The 16,904-nt window shown below is 51.5% G+C and carries 15 protein-coding genes and 3 pseudogenes; 9 read left to right on the top strand and 9 right to left on the bottom strand.

Going from position 1 to position 16,904, the window contains the following annotated elements; translation table 11 throughout:
• Nucleotides 1–486: 486 nt before the first annotated feature.
• The 6 genes from ACM1PF_RS24390 to ACM1PF_RS24415 all read right to left on the bottom strand — a co-directional run bounded on the left by ACM1PF_RS24390 (nt 487) and on the right by ACM1PF_RS24415 (nt 5,352).
• Nucleotides 487–1,407, bottom strand: a complete 921-nt coding sequence (locus ACM1PF_RS24390) for a hypothetical protein (RefSeq protein WP_416667999.1) — start codon at nt 1,405–1,407, stop codon at nt 487–489.
• Complete coding sequence (locus ACM1PF_RS24395; protein WP_416668001.1) at nt 1,385–2,332, bottom strand: hypothetical protein; 948 nt, start codon at nt 2,330–2,332, stop codon at nt 1,385–1,387. The genes ACM1PF_RS24390 and ACM1PF_RS24395 overlap by 23 nt, the downstream gene beginning before the upstream one ends.
• Nucleotides 2,329–3,357, bottom strand: a complete 1,029-nt coding sequence (locus tag ACM1PF_RS24400) for a metal-dependent hydrolase (RefSeq protein WP_416668003.1) — start codon at nt 3,355–3,357, stop codon at nt 2,329–2,331. The genes ACM1PF_RS24395 and ACM1PF_RS24400 overlap by 4 nt, the downstream gene beginning before the upstream one ends.
• Nucleotides 3,358–3,605: 248 nt before the next feature.
• Nucleotides 3,606–4,478, bottom strand: coding sequence for an AAA family ATPase (locus ACM1PF_RS24405; RefSeq protein WP_416668005.1), 873 nt, complete (start codon nt 4,476–4,478; stop codon nt 3,606–3,608).
• Nucleotides 4,479–4,490: 12 nt separating this feature from the next.
• Nucleotides 4,491–5,042: a hypothetical protein gene (locus tag ACM1PF_RS24410; RefSeq protein WP_416668007.1), complete on the bottom strand. Its 552-nt coding sequence runs from the start codon at nt 5,040–5,042 to the stop codon at nt 4,491–4,493.
• 91 nt (nt 5,043–5,133) lie between these two features.
• Nucleotides 5,134–5,352 (bottom strand): hypothetical protein, encoded by a 219-nt coding sequence (locus ACM1PF_RS24415; RefSeq protein ID WP_416668009.1) that lies wholly within the window; start codon nt 5,350–5,352, stop codon nt 5,134–5,136.
• Nucleotides 5,353–5,804: 452 nt separating this feature from the next.
• Between ACM1PF_RS24415 and ACM1PF_RS24420 the strand changes: the two genes are divergently transcribed.
• The 3 genes and pseudogenes from ACM1PF_RS24420 to ACM1PF_RS24430 all read left to right on the top strand — a co-directional run.
• Entirely contained in the window at nt 5,805–6,224 is a 420-nt protein-coding gene (locus ACM1PF_RS24420) for a hypothetical protein (protein WP_416668011.1), read from the top strand.
• A 16-nt stretch (nt 6,225–6,240) separates the two neighbouring features.
• A complete protein-coding gene (locus ACM1PF_RS24425) occupies nt 6,241–7,146 on the top strand; it encodes a pentapeptide repeat-containing protein (protein WP_416668013.1) in 906 nt (301 codons plus the stop codon).
• Nucleotides 7,147–7,259: 113 nt separating this feature from the next.
• Nucleotides 7,260–7,879, top strand: a pseudogene (locus ACM1PF_RS24430) (ATP-binding protein); the annotation flags it as partial.
• 114 nt (nt 7,880–7,993) lie between these two features.
• Here the strand turns inward: ACM1PF_RS24430 and ACM1PF_RS24435 are convergent.
• Nucleotides 7,994–8,512, bottom strand: a complete 519-nt coding sequence (locus ACM1PF_RS24435; RefSeq protein WP_416668016.1) for a hypothetical protein — start codon at nt 8,510–8,512, stop codon at nt 7,994–7,996.
• 445 nt (nt 8,513–8,957) lie between these two features.
• Between ACM1PF_RS24435 and ACM1PF_RS24440 the strand changes: the two genes are divergently transcribed.
• The 5 genes and pseudogenes from ACM1PF_RS24440 to ACM1PF_RS24460 all read left to right on the top strand — a co-directional run bounded on the left by ACM1PF_RS24440 (nt 8,958) and on the right by ACM1PF_RS24460 (nt 13,715).
• Nucleotides 8,958–9,776: an inositol monophosphatase family protein gene (locus ACM1PF_RS24440; RefSeq protein WP_416668019.1), complete on the top strand. Its 819-nt coding sequence runs from the start codon at nt 8,958–8,960 to the stop codon at nt 9,774–9,776.
• A gap of 92 nt (nt 9,777–9,868) precedes the next feature.
• Complete coding sequence (locus ACM1PF_RS24445; RefSeq protein WP_416668022.1) at nt 9,869–10,324, top strand: DUF4168 domain-containing protein; 456 nt, start codon at nt 9,869–9,871, stop codon at nt 10,322–10,324.
• Between the two features lie 70 nt (nt 10,325–10,394).
• On the top strand, nt 10,395–11,366 hold the full coding sequence (locus tag ACM1PF_RS24450) for a carbohydrate kinase family protein (protein ID WP_416668025.1): 972 nt from the start codon (nt 10,395–10,397) through the stop codon (nt 11,364–11,366).
• Nucleotides 11,367–11,456: 90 nt separating this feature from the next.
• Nucleotides 11,457–12,140: a Uma2 family endonuclease gene (locus tag ACM1PF_RS24455; protein WP_416668029.1), complete on the top strand. Its 684-nt coding sequence runs from the start codon at nt 11,457–11,459 to the stop codon at nt 12,138–12,140.
• A gap of 160 nt (nt 12,141–12,300) precedes the next feature.
• Nucleotides 12,301–13,715 (top strand): annotated as a pseudogene (locus ACM1PF_RS24460) (aldehyde dehydrogenase family protein).
• Nucleotides 13,716–13,795: 80 nt separating this feature from the next.
• On the opposite strand, the pseudogene ACM1PF_RS24465 reads toward ACM1PF_RS24460, so the two are convergent.
• Together ACM1PF_RS24465 and ACM1PF_RS24470 are read right to left on the bottom strand one after the other, a co-directional pair.
• Nucleotides 13,796–15,969: pseudogene (locus ACM1PF_RS24465) on the bottom strand (glutamine synthetase III).
• Between the two features lie 197 nt (nt 15,970–16,166).
• A complete protein-coding gene (locus ACM1PF_RS24470; protein ID WP_416668032.1) occupies nt 16,167–16,415 on the bottom strand; it encodes a hypothetical protein in 249 nt (82 codons plus the stop codon).
• Nucleotides 16,416–16,702: 287 nt separating this feature from the next.
• On the opposite strand from ACM1PF_RS24470, the gene ACM1PF_RS24475 reads away from it, so the two are divergent.
• Complete coding sequence (locus tag ACM1PF_RS24475; RefSeq protein WP_416668035.1) at nt 16,703–16,864, top strand: hypothetical protein; 162 nt, start codon at nt 16,703–16,705, stop codon at nt 16,862–16,864.
• The last annotated feature ends 40 nt before the right edge of the window (nt 16,865–16,904 follow it).

Genomic DNA, 16,904 nt, shown 5'->3' on the forward strand with positions numbered 1-16,904 from the left:
GCGCCGCAGCTAAAGTGCTTATAGTCAATGCAGTTTGTTTAATCATTTTTCACCCTTTATGGTTAGCCTGACCTTGGCTGACCAGAAATTTTGTCGCTGCTGGCTACCACGTATGTAAATAAATTTCTGTAGAGTTTATTCCAAGAGTAGCCTACTTACTCCTTTGTACACGCTCTATGAGCAAATTCATTGAGGTTATTCGTAAAATCATATGATGTTATCTGAGACTTTATATTTCTGTATCTGCAAGGCTTTTTTATGCGCGCCAAAATGTTATGAACTAAAAATGCTTACAGTTGCAGTTTGGTATGCGTTAACCACTACATGAAATCCTGCGGTACCCTAAATCCACCCACCGAAACTCCAATAGCAGAGCACATCGTAGCTAAATAAGCAGCAACAGGTGGAACAGCTGAAGCAATAAGCACATCAACGGTACAACAATCGTTGTCAATATGATTCTCCCATGACCCCCTCCTCTCCTCGTCAAAAACTCTCATCCCCCAGAACCAACAACTTCACCCGCGTCAACTGCGATCGCATCCGTGCCCACGATCGATAGGTCTGGGCTTTTTGATTGTCCAGGGCATTGATCTGAGCCAAGTATTGAGGCGTATTGAGGCTACCCTCCGCATTAAAGCGATAGCCCTGCTCCAGAATAGCTAAACGTAACAGGTCACGGCGCGTCACCTCCTGGGAGATCTGAAACTCCCGCCGATAGGTATCAAAGTCCAACACTTGCAGCATCACCTGTTCCCGAATGGACTGCGCCAATTCCCCCCGCTTATTCTGAATCTCCGCCACCTTCACCTCCAGGTCAGCGATCGCAATCTGACGATTCTGCACCTCTGCACTGCCGCCGATGCTTGCCCGAAACAGGGGTAAACCCAACTGGGCAAAGATGTCGTTAATTCCCATGAGGGGGCTATCAAAAAAGCTGACAATCCGATCGATAAAGCCAATCCGCCTGGTTTGACTGGTGCCATCCGGCTGGATCTCCGTGCGTGTACCAATTTCAAAGAAGGCGCGTACCGCAGGCTCAAAGATCCCCAGGCTAATCGTCCTGAGATTATTTGCTCGTGCCTGGTCGATCTTCTCCTGCACCAGGTCTACCCGCTCATCGATCGCCTGAAGTGCCAGGGAGTTGCCGATCGCCATCTCCTGAAGCTCTCGAACACAAGCCTCCGTCACATCCAAGCAGGGCAAATCCCCCAACATTGCCGTCCAGAGGTCTTCATTAATGCGGAGTTGAATCAAGCGATCGATCGATTCCCCAGCCGGATTGAGCGGGTTTTGATCCGTATCAAAGGGGGCATCTAAGTCACGTTCGCTGCTGGGTTCCAATTCGTCAAGCTCCTCGAACTCCTCAAACTCCTCAAACTCCTCAGTCGGTGGGGGTTCCTCCATCTGCGCCATCCCCGGCAGTGTCCCGATCGCTCCCCACATCAGCAGTGAGAGACAGCACCACAATAAGATTTTGATCCTGTTGCCCTTCATATTTGATTCTCCGAATTGTGCCTGAAAATGGACTACGAACCGCTGATAGTTGAAACAGTTGGGCATTCAAAGCCGCTATCTTTTCCTCCATCTGCGCCACTTGAAACGCCCGTTCCTGTTCCTGGCGTTGCTGCTCCTGGAATTGTTGTTGCCGTTGGATCTCTGCCTGCTGGATGGCGATCGCCCGCTTACTCATCTCCAGGGAGTGAACATATTCTTGATGCTGCCGTTCTGTCTGAGCCTGAGTCAGTTTTGCCTCTGCCAGTTGTAAGTCCGCCTGCGCCTGGGTGAATTCCCGCCTGCGTTGCTCCAACACTTCCGTCTCATGGGGAATGGTCGCCTCTGGAAGACTGGCACTTGGCATCGAAGAGAGCATATCCAACATCCGCTGTTGCTGCATCAGGTTACGCTCTGCCTGCTCCACCTTGAGCCGTGCCCGTTCAATCTCTGCCACCTGGCTCAGAAAACTCGCTGGGGGTAAACCTGCCACCTCTGGAACCGGACGGGAAGGAGATGCGCCAGGAATGGGCTGCTGCAATCGCTCCATCTGAATCTCAAGCTGTCTGCGCTGTGCCTCCAGCCGATCCCGGTCGCGCGTCCGATCGGCAAGGATCTGCCCCTGCTCCACCCGATCGCCCTCCTGTACCTTGAGATCATCCGGTGCGGATAAAGTCAGTCGGACATCGAGCGATCGGCGGTTGCTGGTGGAGTCACTGGTGATGATGGAGGGGGACGGCAGTGAAGGGGATGGGGTTTGCGCCTGGAGGTGTCCTGCACAACCATAGGACAGTCCCGACAGTCCTACGAGACACAGGACAGAGAATATACTTTTCATGACTGCCTCACCTTGACGATCGCCTTACCTTGCACAATCCAGAATTCCCCAATCTGCGCCAATATCTGTGCAGGTCGGGCATTTCGTAACTCAATCTGTCCTCCCCAGCTGCGAATCGTGTCGTAGCTACTAAAATCAGTGGCGATCGTGACTTCTCTGCTGTCCTCCAGTACCAGTGAACCACTGACATAGGCGTTCTGGGGGATACGCTTCAGCCAGTCTGCCACCAGAATTTCCTTGAGCAACACTTCCTCTGAGGTGATGGCGATCGGATTGCCCAGCTGCACCTTGACCCGTGATGGTCGGATCTGTGCGTCGGGGGAGTTACCAATCTTGTAGAGTCTGCCGTTGGTCTGGCTCTCGGCAATCAAGTCATTGGAGGTCGTTTCAATCACGGTATAGCGGTCTTCGATCGCCTGAGAGGTATACGCCTGCAAGCCTCTCACTTCGACGGTCACAAGCCGTTCTGAACCGTACTTCTGAAACAATTGCACGGCGGTCGCTGCATCTTGAAAGAATCCTTTGGCAAACTGCTCCACGATGCCGCCGTTACTGGTCAGGTTAATGCTGGCGATACACAGGAATACTGCCATCGATAACACCCAATATTCCTGGGGGGATTGGCTTCGTAACCGTGCCCTGGGGTTCCCTGGAATCACCAACCGGGCTGGATTGGGATAAAACGCGGCTACCCCCGATCGCGTGAAGGCATCGGCGAACCATCCGGTGAATTGCCCAATCATCAGGGCGGCCCAATAGTGCCAATGAAAGAAGAACAGGATCGGAGCGGCAAGAATCGCCAGGGTAAGGGTAGACAGGAAGCTATGGGTAATAGTGCGGTGGGGGTATCGCTCCTCAATGTAGTGGGCGATCGGATAAGCCAGTCTGCCAACCCAGGATTCAGTGCTGTCCAGGTCAGGTAACTGGGAACCTAAGACAGCTAATCCCAAGATGAATGCATTGGCTGTACCCAACGAGATACTGGTGGTGGCGGTGGCGATCGCGGCATGGGTGACGGACATCATAGGCGTAAGGTGGGGAACGAAGAGGAGGGGAATGGCAAGGAAGGCGATCGGTCGGGAAGAGGAAGGAGGGGAGAAGAGGAGGAGAATGGTTGGCGATCGCGATCATCACAGCAAAGAGGAATACCAGATCCGAATAAGAGAAAAGAGTATAGGAGTAGGGATTGGGCAATTTGAGTTGTAGATTTTCCAGATACGTGTCCGTACATGGACTGCAAAATTAAAAAATTTTTAACAGAGACGGACTACCCCTAAAGCCTTCGCCTGCCTCGGTTTGCGGCATACAGTAAACCGCGCAACGTCACTGCAATCAGGGTGATAATTCCCCCCAGGACGTACAGCACCTTATCGCCCATTCCCAAGCCAGCAAAGCGAATGATACCGATGAGGGAAATCAGCCCGATGAGAAACGGTGTCCCATCGATGTACTGGTAATGATCGCCAGTAGCCGTCTCAGAGATCCCCAAGACCGTCTCACGGATCACCCGTTTAGCAAGAGCCGGATTGTTCCCCGATCGCTGCTGGAGTTCCGCGACTTCGGATGCTACCAGTTGAATGCCGTAGGATTCCGCCTCAGTCATCATCAGTTTGCGGATGTCCTCGTCTCGGATCAGCGGGAGTTCGATCCGGGGCATCTTCACGAACAGTTCTTTGGGTGGGCAGGGTGAAGCCACCAACAGCAGCAGGACACCCTCTGCCCTCAGCACGTCCTCCAACCAGTACCGTAGACTGGCAGACCAACGGTGGGCATCGTCGCAGATTAGAACTGTCCGCTTACGAGTTAGCCGTTTGGTCAGAGCCTCCCGCAGTTGCGCTGCTGTGAGTGCCTTGGGTTTCTCATCCAGGGTCATGGTTGATACCCCAAGCTGTTCCGCGATCAGCACCAGACATTCCTTTGCAGAACCGTTGTAGGATGCCATTGCCACGCTCCAGCGGTCTGCCCCTAGCCGTCGCTTCACCGCTTCGCCCAAAGTAGACTTGCCCGATCCAGGTTCCCCCAGAACGAGCAAGGACTGGTTGGAGAACAACGCCTCACTCACCTGCTTAATTTCAGCCTCACGCAGTTCCATCACCGATCGCCAGCTACGAACAGGACACAGGACAAGACAAACAGGACATAGCAAATCAGGTAGAGCTTAACGAGCATCGATCAGCCCCCGTGCTTTCTTCCAACGAGACACAACCCGACGACTACAGCCAGTCCCCCGGTGTTGCTTCACGTAGTCAATCAGTTGAGGATAGGTGGTCAGCCCTTTTGAGTGAGCTTCGTCCAACAGAGCCGTTACCCCATCAGCAGAGCCGGAGTCTGTCTCGTCAGTCGATTCGATCGCAGGAGCTTGAGAGTTCTGGAAGTTCTGGAAGTTCTGGAAACTCCCAGTGTCTTGTGTGTCTTGTATGTCTTGTGTGGCCTGTATGTCTTGTGTGTCTCGTAGGACAGTCTGGGGTTGTCCTGTCATCGCGTAGGACACTTGCTCACTCACCTGAAGGGTTTCTTGTTCAGAGGGAGTTAACGCAGAGGCAACAGCGGTCGGCTGGGCGGCTACCAATACCGTTTGCGATCGTGCCATTAGCCGTGCCTGCTTCCGCGCCTGGACACGACAATGGGCAGTCCAGAAGAACTGAGCGATCGTCCTCAGCCCTGACCAGACTGTATTGAGTACCGTTTGTTTCGGTTTTGCTAAGGTCATCTTGTTTCACCGTTTCACGACAGTGCATCACTGGTACTGACCAACGAAACGACGAAACAATCTAGAAATTACGGAGACTTGAAGTAAAGTTTCAACGAAGGTAGTACCGTCGCTGTCCAGCTTCGATCCGAGACTGAACGATTCCCTCGATCGACAAGTTGCGCGTCTGCCGTCTCACCTGCTCGTAGGTTAGCCCAGACACGTCAACCAGTTCATTACGCGACAGTCCTGCATGTTGCCGAATCGTATCAATCAGTTGCGATCGGGTTTGCTTGCCCTGGTTAGTTTGACGATATTGAATGCTGTACATCGGAATTCCGTACCTACAGAGTAAAACTGCGACTCTGCATCCCCTAGTGCCCAGTTCCAAAGCTTAACAATGAGGAAAACCCTGACGGTATGGGAAGTTCACGGAATCTTTATGGAAGTTGTCAAGGGATAGTACAATTCTTCATCATCTTTGGTTGGGAGCTTTTCAAGGAGTAAGGTTATTGCACTCACTAAAACCCCATTCAACGACCGCTGTTCTCAGGTTCCAGCGTTCTTGGGTAGTGGGCGATCGTCTATTGAAGAGCTTGTGTTAGGGCCAGCCACAGAAGCGGGTAAGGTAATGGATTTGGAGCTGGTGTTTGCCAAACCCTGACAGGACACATAGGATAGTCCTATAGGACACAGGACACTAAACTTGATCACTCGATCGAGGCTGGTGTCACAGGCAGGTTTATATAAATTGCTTAACTGAAAAACGTTGGAGCGTACCAGGTGGACGCAAAAACCAATAGAGGGAGTCCGAGAACTCCTAGAGAGAGTCTGAGAACTCCCAGAGAAAGTACAAGAACTGCTAAGGACATTATCGACCAGGCAATTCGGGAAAACCGCTTCGGTGAACGATTGCTTTATCTTTTTGCCATTGTATTTTTAATAACGGGGCTGCTTTTGATGGGAGTTGCAGTTGCAAATCAAAACCCGATCAGTGCAATCCTTGGTGCTGTCTCCAGTGTGTTGTTTGCACCTGCGATGGATTTGGCTCGACGTACTAGACGAGAGAATATGTCAATTCGGCTCCTAGAAGTTGCGCTCAACCAAGCAGATACCTCTAGGGAAGCAGCCGAAGCCTTACGTACTGTATTTGTCGAAACCTTTACCAGCAGAACCAATGCTAGGAATAAGAAACTTCCTTAAACCTAAACACACAGCATTGTCTGTTATCGATGAGCTTGTCCAAGGTCTTGACGATGGCACGATTACCCTTGACCCTGTGACATTGCCAGAGGCGGTTGAGATCCCTGCTGAAGCGGCTGCTTTTTACTTAGCTTTGTTAAAGAGTGATGTAGAGGGATGGAATCAGTGGCGATCGGATACTGAAGCAAACATCAGCCTTAAAGGAGCAGATCTCAGTAGGGCAAACCTTGTCGGGGCAAACCTCAATAGGGCAAACTTCATTGGGCTGGATCTCCGTAGGGCAAAACTCATTGAGGCAAAACTCATTGAGGCAAACCTCCGTGAGGCAAACCTCCGTGGGGCAGACCTCCGTGGGGCAGACCTCCGTGGGGCAGACCTCCGTAGGACAGACTTCCGTGGGGCAAACCTCAGTGGGGCAAATCTCAGTGGGGCAGACCTCGGTGGAGCATACCTCGGTGGGGCAAATCTCAGTGAGGCGAATCTCAATAGGGCAGATCTCAGTAGGGCAAATCTCAGTGAAGCGAATCTCAATAGGGCAGATCTCAGTGGGGCAGATCTCAGTGGGGCAAACCTCTATAAGGCAGATCTCAGTAGGGTAGATCTCAGTGAAGCGAATCTCAGTAGGGCTGATCTCAGTGAAGCAAATCTCAGTAGGGCAGATCTCAGTGAAGCGAATCTCAGTAGGGCTGATCTCAGTGAGGCATACCTTATCGGGGCAGATCTCAATGGGGCAGATCTCAGTGGGGCAAACTTCCGTGAGGCAGACCTCCGTGGGGCAAACCTCAGTAAAGTGCTCGTTGAACAGGCAATTTTTAGCGGTAGTCAAGGACTTACACCCAGCCAAGTGACTGAGCTTAAAGCACGAGGTGCAATCTTTGATGATTCTCCGGGATCACCTGCTAATGTTTATGTGAACAGGTGACAGCCAGGTAGATGAGAAAAAGATGCTCGTCGGCTTTGAAGAGGTGGAGAGCTTCTAACCCTTTCCCAGTGCGCCATTTGCGGAATGAGCAATATACACTTGCTATCGTTAACTTATTTCTGGATGAATTAACAGAATTTAAGCGGGATGTGCTGGAATTTCTGCGTCAGCCTTTAGAAGATGGTCACGTTACCATTTCCCGTACGCGCCAATCGGTTTCCTTTCCTGCAAAATTTACCCTGGTTGCCAGCACCAATCCCTGTCCCTGCGGCTATTTCGGTGATTCGATTCAGCCCTGTACTTGTAGTCCGCGTAGTCGGGAGCAATACTGGGCAAGTTGTCGGGCCCGCTCATGGATCGCATTGATCTGCACGTCATTGTCAGCCGCCTCAAGCCAGAAGAAATTACCCAGCAGTCTACCGGAGAAGAGTCGATCGCCATTCGCCAACGGGTCGAGCAAGCCCGATCGATCGCCCAACAGCGATTTCAGGCAGAACATCTTCACTGCAATGCTGAAATGCAGAGCCGCCATATCCGCAAATGGTGTCGCATGGATGATACAACTCGTAATTTACTGGAGGGGGCAATCCGTAAGCTGGGACTTTCCGCCAGAGCCACCGATCGCATCCTCAAAGTGTCTCGCACGATCGCCGATCTTGCCGGAGATGAACACCTCCAGACTTCTCACGTGGCTGAAGCGATTCAGTATCGGACAATCGATCGAATGCAGTAGGGAACAGAACGAAACAAGAAATATCCAAGCAGATCGCCCCAACTTGAATGATGTAAGGACGATCCGCTTTTGTTTAGGTTTTTAGTTCATGCTCAGATTCATTCTCCTGGTGAATTAATGTCTCTGAATCGTTGGCGAACACCTTGGTAAGGTTGGATTGAGTCTGCAATAGGAGCGATTGGAAATTAGTGGGATCAAGAAAACGATCAGTGCTACAACACCAACAGTGAGAAATGCAGTACGCATCCATCGATTGTCGGGGGTGGCAATTTCCCAGAAGGGATCAACATCAACGAACGAAACCTTTACCTGCTGACCGGCTCTCTCAATATTCTCGGCTGCATTCGCCGCTGAACCATAATCCCCATCGGGAAGATAGCCCACCAACACCACTCGATTTTTCTTCAAAAACGAAGCATAGGTGAGTCCTTGCCCCTTGGCTTCGTAGAGTTTCTCGCGGCTGAGAACTTCTCGGAACTCGTATACAGTGGTTGCGGTGACAAGATCGGCTTTCAAAGAATCATTGACTCCGCAGGAGACAAATTTGTTTGCTCCGCGTCCTTTTCTCCGCAAAACTTCATAGCAATGATTAATGAGTTGATCCCGCGTCATCCGTGGACTTTTTGTCTGCATGGTAGATCACTTCCTTTATTTGACAACAAAAACTCTGCTTGCCGAAGCAAGTAGAAATTGAGTTGTTACGAAGATGTTTCTAGCCGCGCAGCATGAAAGCCTCCATAGCCAACTTGAGCTTCACATCATACTCAATATGACGAAAAATAACCCTCTCTCGTAACTGAGAAAGGGCTTACGCAGAGATGCGATCGTGTTAAGTTTGCGCCTGTCACCATTCGGATCAATGCGAATTTTAGTGTGAATGCCAACTTGTACAGTTTTGGGAACTTTTTAAACCATTGGCTTTGTTACTACGGACGAACTGCGGTGTAGCAAACCTGGAATGCAGATCAATAATTTGTCCTTATGCTTAAGCTGGCTGACAAAAATAAAGTTCTAATCAACTTCATAGAAAAACTATGATTGTCATGAAGTTGCTGATGGGGTCAGTGATCCCACGAGTATGGATTTTTGGACAGAAATTCTTAGTTTCGCCGAGGAAACGACCCACCGGGTTGGGGCGCAATTGCTGATTGACTTTGGACACACTCAGGAAACGCAGAAAGCGGACGGGACTCTCGTTACTCAATCCGATCGCTGGGCAGATCAGGAGATTCGAGAGGCGATCGCCCAGGCTTTCCCTGAACATGGAGTTCTGAGTGAAGAAGTCGAGCACATTTTTCCAGACACGGACTGGTGCTGGATTATTGACCCGATCGACGGCACAACGAACTTTACTCGCGGCATTCCCCTCTGGGGAATTTCCCTGGGGCTGCTGTATCGGGGAACTCCTGTGTTTGGCCATGTTTACATCCCACCGTTAAATCACTCATTTCACGGCTTCTGGTATGGCGATTCGGGTTTGACCGGGCCAACCGGAGCATTTTTGAACCATCAACCCATCCACACACGCCCGGATGATCCCTCTGGCAGCCAGTTTTTTAACCTCTGTGCCCGTAGCCTGGATGTCTTGCGCCGCAATGATCCCTTTCCCTGCAAGGTGCGAATGCTGGGGGTGGCGAGCTATAACTTGCTGACGATCGCCTCAGGAGCGGCTTTAGGCGGAGTAGAGGCAACTCCAAAAATTTGGGATATTGCCGCAGTCTGGGTGATTGTGCAGGCGGCTGGGGGAACCTGGCATTCCCTGGAGCCAGAGCCAATTTTTCCGCTTCAGGTGGGCAAAGACTACAGCCAGCAACCCTACTCAACCCTGGTGGTCAGCCGTGCGGAACTGGTGCCGTTCTTTTTACCCCTGGTGCAATCGGTGGTTTCATCAGCTTGATTTTCTTAAAGCTTCCGATTTTTTCCGCGATCCCTCTGCTACGGTAAAAGCGTTAAAGTTCCAAAAAGTTTCAAGTTACGATTTGGCCCACCATGCTAATTCGCTCGATCGATCCGGTGCTCTCCTGGCTTCAGCGACTGGTGCTGCTGGCAGTGAGTTTTGTCCTTTTATGGGTTTGCGTACCGCAACTGAGCGAGGCAGAGGAATTGCCCAATGTCGATCGCTCTAGTTCTTCCGAAGTGCAGTCGGTTGTTCCAAACCATTCTGGACTGGACGCGAATGCCATTTCAACGGAAAAAATTAGTCAATTTATTCAGGCCTACCTGAGTGTAGTGGGGTTGATTGAGCAACGAGAGAGCGATTTGCAAAGTGCGGAAACTGAATCGGAGTCTATGCAGATGCAGCAAGCAATCCGTACCGAGGCAGTGGAACTCATTCAAGATAAAGGGTTGACGTTGCAAGAATATCTTCAGCTTTTGAACCTGGCCAACGTAGATCCAGAATTTGGAGAGCGCGTAACGGCCCAGTTGCAGGAGTCTATGCAGTAATCTATGCCGACCATTCATGTAGCCATCTCGTGCCGCAGGGAGCTAGGGAGCAATTAGGGGATCGGAGCATATGGCAAAATCGCAGGTGCTTTGTTTGGGTGAGATATTGTGGGATTGTTTGGCAGATCAGCCAGCGATGTCAGTGGATGCGGTGCAGTCCTGGACTCATTACCCAGGCGGAGCACCCGCAAATGTGGCTTGTGCCCTGGTGAAGTTGGGAACGCTTTCGAGTTTTATCGGCTGTGTGGGAACGGATGCCCCAGGTCAATCTCTGGTTGATCTACTCCAAACGATCGGGGTTGAGATCTCTGGAGTTCAGCGTCATCCTGCTCCGACTCGTCACGTTGAAGTGCTGCGATCGATCAGCGGCGATCGTCAGTTTGCGGGGTTTGGCGGACGTTCGACAACGGAGTTTGCCGATACCCATTTACAAGCTAAAGCACTCCCAGAAGCCTTGTTCAATCAAGCAGAATATCTGGTGATGGGGACGCTGGCACTGGCTTACCCAGAGACACGACGGGCAATGGAACGGGCGATCGAACTGGCCAATCAGCAATACCTGAAGATTGTGATTGATGTAAACTGGCGACCCATGTTTTGGCCAGAGCCTGACCAGGCTAAGTCCACCATTTTGTCCTTGATTCAGCAGGCAGATTTCCTCAAACTGTCCTACGAGGAAGCAGAATGGCTCTATGGTACAGCCGATCCACGGGCGATCGTCCAGCAGCATGGTGATGCGGAAGGGGTACTGGTGACCAATGGCGATCAGGGGTGTGCCTATTGTCTGAGCGAACAGTCAGGTCAATTACCCGCATTCCCGATTCATCCTTTGGATACGACGGGGGCAGGAGATAGCTTTCTGGCGGGCTTTATTCATCAGCTCTGCAAACGGGGAATTCGCTCCCTCACCCATCCAGATACTGCAAAGCAAATTGTGACCTATGCCAGTGCAGTGGGTGCCCTCACCACACTCAAACCGGGGGCGATCGCAGCTCAACCTACTGCAATTGAGGTAGAGGCTTTTCTGGACAAGGAGTCATAAAGAAGCGAAACGAACCCCGTCGAATACCGCGTCGGAACACCCTGTTAAAATACGATTACTCGATCGGCAAGCCAGAATCCGTACCTTACCATGATCCCAGAACGGACGACCGAGCAACTGCTCCAACTACCTCCTTTAGAAAGCGGCGATCGGCTGACCCGCAGCGAATTTGAGCGTCGCTATGCTGCCATGCCCGCCCTCAAAAAAGCCGAACTGATTGAAGGAATCGTTTACGTGGCATCTCCTCTACGGGCCAAGGCTCATGGGAAACCGCATGGAGCAATCATGACCTGGATCGGGACTTACAGCGCGGCTACTCCAGGGGTAGACTTTTATGACAATCCCACTGTCCGTCTGGATACCGATAACGAACCCCAACCCGATGCAGTCTTGCGATGGGAACAGGGAGGGCGATCGTGGATTAGCGAGGATGACTACATTGAAGGTGCACCGGAACTGATCGTTGAAGTTGCCGCCAGCAGTGCCTCCTATGACCTGCATGACAAACTGCGCGTCTATCGACGGAATGGAGTACAAGAATACGTGGTCTGGCGTACCTACAGTCAGCAGATCGATTGGTTTTATTTGGACAAGGACGAGTACCAATCTTTAAGGGCGGATGCATCCGGCATTCTTCGCAGTGGGCAATTTCCGGGTTTATGGTTGGCGAAGGATGCCCTCCTCTCCGATGATCTGGCAGAAGTGCTGCACGTCCTTCAGCAGGGCATTGCCAGTGCAGAACACCAGGGGTTTGTAAAGTCTTTACGTGATTAGGCAGTCATTTTTAGGGCGATGAATTGTCGGTCAATCAAAAGCTAGAACCTCTTGTTGGAGTCGTAAATCGCCAATCGTTCAGCATCAAATAAACGCCTGTATTGCACCAGCTTGCCCAAGACTCTATTTCTTGATCTAAATTTCTTGCACGAATGATGTTATGACTCCATCGATCGCAGTCCGCAATCCCCGCTCCGGTGAGGTCGATTACTGGATCACACCCCCCACAGCTGACGACTTGACCAAACTGGGCGATCGCTTGCGTCAGGCCCAAGTCAACTGGCAGCAGGGCGGTTTACAGGGACGCATTGAGGCGTTGCAGCAGTGGAAACAGGCGGTTCAAGCAAACCGAGAGGCGTTGGTTCAGGCATTGGTGGCGGATACGGGTCGGCTGGATATTTCAGTATTGGAAGTGGATTCGTTTTTGGGTAGCCTCGATCGCTGGTGTCGCCTTGCCCCGGAGTTACTTCAGGGTGAAGAAAAGCAAACCGCCATTCCCTTTATCCGCATCCAGCAAACCGCCGTGCCCTACCCGCTGGTGGGAGTGATTAGCCCCTGGAATTTTCCCCTCCTGCTCTCGACGATCGACACGGTTCCGGCATTACTGGCGGCTGTGCGGTGGTGGTTAAGCCCAGTGAAATTGCGCCGCGTTTTGTGGAACCCCTGATGCAGACGATCGCAGCGGTTCCCTCCCTGCAAGCCATCCTGACCTACATCACCGGAGCTGGAGAAACCGGAGCGCAGTTAATTGAGCAGGTGGATTTAATTTGCTTTACGGGCAGTGTGGCAACAGGGCGTCAGGTGGCGGCGGCCGCAGCTCAACAGTTCATTCCAGCCTTTTTAGAATTAGGCGGTAAAGATCCTGCCATTGTCTTAGCGTCTGCGGATATCGAATTGGCCACCTCCGCGATTTTGTGGGGGGCAGTGGTCAACAGCGGGCAATCCTGTCTGTCGATCGAGCGGATTTATATAGCGGAGTCAATTTTTGAACGCTTTGTAGAGCAGCTCGTTACAAAAGCCAATGCCCTACAACTAGCCTATCCAACGGTTGAGGATGGACAAATTGGCCCCATCATTGCAGAACGGCAGGCAGTTATCATTGCGGAACATCTACAGGATGCATTCTCGAAAGGGGCGATCGCCCACTGTGGCGGCAAAGTTGAACGGTTAGGTGGCGGGTTGTGGTGTCGTCCCACCGTTCTGACGAAGGTGAATCACTCCATGCAGGTGATGGTGGAGGAGACGTTTGCCCCCATCCTGCCCGTCATGCCATTTTCCACTCAAGAAGAAGCAATTCATCTCGCCAATGACACGATTTATGGATTGAGTGCGGCGGTCTTTGCCGGAACCGAAGCGGAGGCGATCGCCATTGCTGAATCGATTGATGCGGGGGCGATTAGTATCAACGATGCGGCCCTGACAGCGATTATGCATGAGGGTGAGAAAAATGCCTTTAAGTTCTCTGGTATGGGGGGGTCCCGGATGGGAGCGGCCGCGTTAAAGCGGTTTATGCGGAAAAAAGCCTACCTGATCAAGGCAGGGGCGATCGCAGACTCCTGGTGGTTCCCATTTTAAGACTTGTAGGGGCAAAGCCTGGCGGAAAATGTTTGAATCAAAGCTCAAGGTTTTCCAGACCAATGCTTTGCCCCTACTTTCTATTTGATAAACAGCATTTCTTGATAGGTCGGCAACGGCCAGAAACTATCGGCAATGTTGCCTTCCAGTGCGTCTGCATATTTGCGAATTTCATCCATTAAAGGACGAATGGTTTTCGCACAATACTGCATCTTTTCTTCAGTCGTTGAGAAATCATGCTTGTTCATCGCGTTGCTCAACTCCGTCGTCCTTGCAACCATCGCGTTGGTCAGGTCTGCGATCGTCTTAGCAGTCTCCTGTTCAAAATCCACCCCCAGGCTGCTGAGGGACGAAAGGGTAGAAGCAAGCTTGGACAAATACTCAACGGCTGCCGGGTAGATCATCGTTTTGGCCATGCTAATCACCAGCTTGGCTTCAACTTCAATGGAAAGAATATACTGCTCTGCATAGACTTCAAAGCGGCTTTCCAGTTCAACCGGGGTCAGGACTCCCGTTTTTTCAAACAGGTCTTCGATATACTCCTCTTTGAGGACGGGCAGGGCATCGGCTGTAGTCCGTAAATTGGCTAAACCCCGCTCCTCTACTGCGATCTTGTGCCATTCTTCTGAGTAGCCGTTGCCCCCGAAGACGACTGCACCGTGTTCTTCCATCACTTCCTTGAGGATGGTGATGATTGCCGTATTCAGTTCCAGTCCTTTGGACAGTTCAGTTTCCAGACGATTGCCAATCCAGTCTAAAGAATCGGCCAGCATCGTGTTGAGGACAATCAACGGCCCAGAAACCGACTGGTTGGAACCCACCGCTCGGAATTCAAAGCGATTTCCGGTAAACGCGAAGGGGGAGGTGCGGTTGCGATCGCCAGCATCTTTGGTCAAATACGGCAACACATCCACCCCTAGATCCATCACGCCTTTCTGTTTAGACTCTGTTACCGTTCCGGTTTTGATCTGCTCAAAGACTTCTTCGAGCTGAGAGCCTAAATAGACCGACATAATCGCAGGCGGTGCTTCATTCGCCCCCAGTCTGTGATCATTGCTGGCCGTTGCAATGGCAGCCCGCATCAGGGGGCCATATTTATGCACCCCGCGAATCACAGCCCCGCAGAACACCAAAAACTGAGCATTATCGTGGGGAGAATCACCGGGATCAAGCAGGTTGCCTTGGGTGGCATTCCCTACTGACCAGTTGACGTGTTTACCCGATCCATTAATTCCGGCAAACGGCTTTTCATGGAGGAGACACATGAAGCCATGCTTTTTCGCCGTGTGCTTCAAAACCGTCATGATCAACTGCTGGTGATCGCTGGCTACGTTCGCGGCTTCAAAGAAGGGGGCAATTTCAAACTGTCCGGGAGCGACTTCATTGTGTCGGGTTTTGGCGGGAATTCCCAGTTTGTAGAGGGTTGCTTCCACGTCCTGCATGAAGACCTGCACCCGTTCTGGAATGGCACCGAAGTAGTGATCATCAAACTCTTGCCCCTTGGCGGGAAATTTGCCAAACAAGGTGCGGCCGGCTAAAAGCAAATCCGGACGCTGGCTGGCAAAGTTGGCATCCACCAGGAAATATTCTTGCTCCGCCCCACAGCTAGAGTTCACACAGGAAACTTCTGTGTTGCCCAACAGCGTCAACACCTTACGGGCGGCTTTGTCCATTGCGGCGATCGATCGCAAAAGCGGCACTTTCTTATCCAGTGCTTCGCCTGTCCAGGAGACGAAGACCGTCGGAATACACAGGGTTGAACCGTTGTCGGTTTCCATGATGTAGGCCGGGCTGGTCACATCCCAGCCGGTATATCCTCGCGCTTCAAAGGTGTCACGAATGCCACCGTTCGGAAACGAAGATCCATCTGGCTCACCCTGAACCAGGACTTTGCCCGAAAACTCTGAAATGACGTTGCCATCGCCCTGCACGGAAATGAAACCATCGTGTTTCTCGGCGGTCAGGTTCGTCATCGGGTAAAACACGTGGGCATAATAGAGGTCCCTTTGGCCATTGCCCAGTCCCGCATTGCCGTAGCAACTGCATCCGCAACGGAGGGATCCAGTTTCTCGCCGGTAACAATCGTCTTTTTAATAGATTTGAAGACGGCTTTGGGGAGACTCGCCTGCATTTTGCTGAGATTAAACACATTTTCTGCCCATATCTCTTCCAGGCGTTCTGGGGGTTTAGGAGGAATACACTCCCGATTAATAATTTGATGAATCGCTTGGATGCGGGCGGTATTTCCAGTCATAGGTCTTTCCATAAAAGCTGATTGTTTATAGTACCGAAAGCAGATTTTTCAGATCGCTAGCAGAGATACAGAAAAGGGCTTAAGTCCTCAGAATGGAGTGATCCCAGTTCCAAAAATTGGAACAACAAATTTCGTAGGGGCGTTTTGCAAAACGCCCTTACAGGGGGATTGATGTCTAGCCCTTCGGAGAATGGATATTAGAGGGTCATCGATCGCACGTAGATCCGCATAATTTCACCGGGTGCTTTGGTGGTTGCCTGCTGAATCTGCGAGAAGGGCAGGGGTCTTGACCAATCTTCCACGCGGCAAAAATCGCACTGATACAGTCGGGCAATGGTTAACTCCACATCGTCAGATTGCCCGATCATCAGTATTTTTACGGAGCGACGGGCAGGGGAAATCAGCCGATCGCCCTCTGGAGGCAGACCGAATCGTTTGTCGGACATGATTTGTGAATCTCCTTGTGTTCCAGGGTTTGAGGAAACCCTAGAGACTGGCTCCCAGCCTCAGACGGTGCGAGCCAAGGACTAAGAATGCTATCATGCACCCTAGCCCGGACTAGCGGGTTTAGTCTGTGGTGAGGAGGTTGAGCGTTTAGCTTGCTAGGCACGCTTGACCTCCGCTAGAGAATTTCGTCTCTAGGTGATCCAGCTACCCCCCAGGTCTGTGCAACCCAAAAGATAGCTATAGCTGAAGAGCGTAGCATTATTCGATCGAGCAAATCAAGTCAAAATTGTTACCGATCGATCGCCTGACCTGTGAAGTTTTGTACCTGAAGTTTGACTATCCCTACTCGACCCAGAAAGACTCTGCCCTCGATCCAATTAGTTTAACGAAAGTAAAAGATGCAATTCAGTGCGATCGGCGGTTAGGTCGCTTCCCTAAGGTGTGCTAAGCCCCCTGCATCAATGCGATCGGTTTTGGCGAGTTGGCCG

The sequence above is a fragment of the Egbenema bharatensis FJBBOT/2019 genome (assembly GCF_048077055.1).
GTDB classification, from domain to species: Bacteria; Cyanobacteriota; Cyanobacteriia; order Elainellales; family Elainellaceae; genus Egbenema; species Egbenema bharatensis.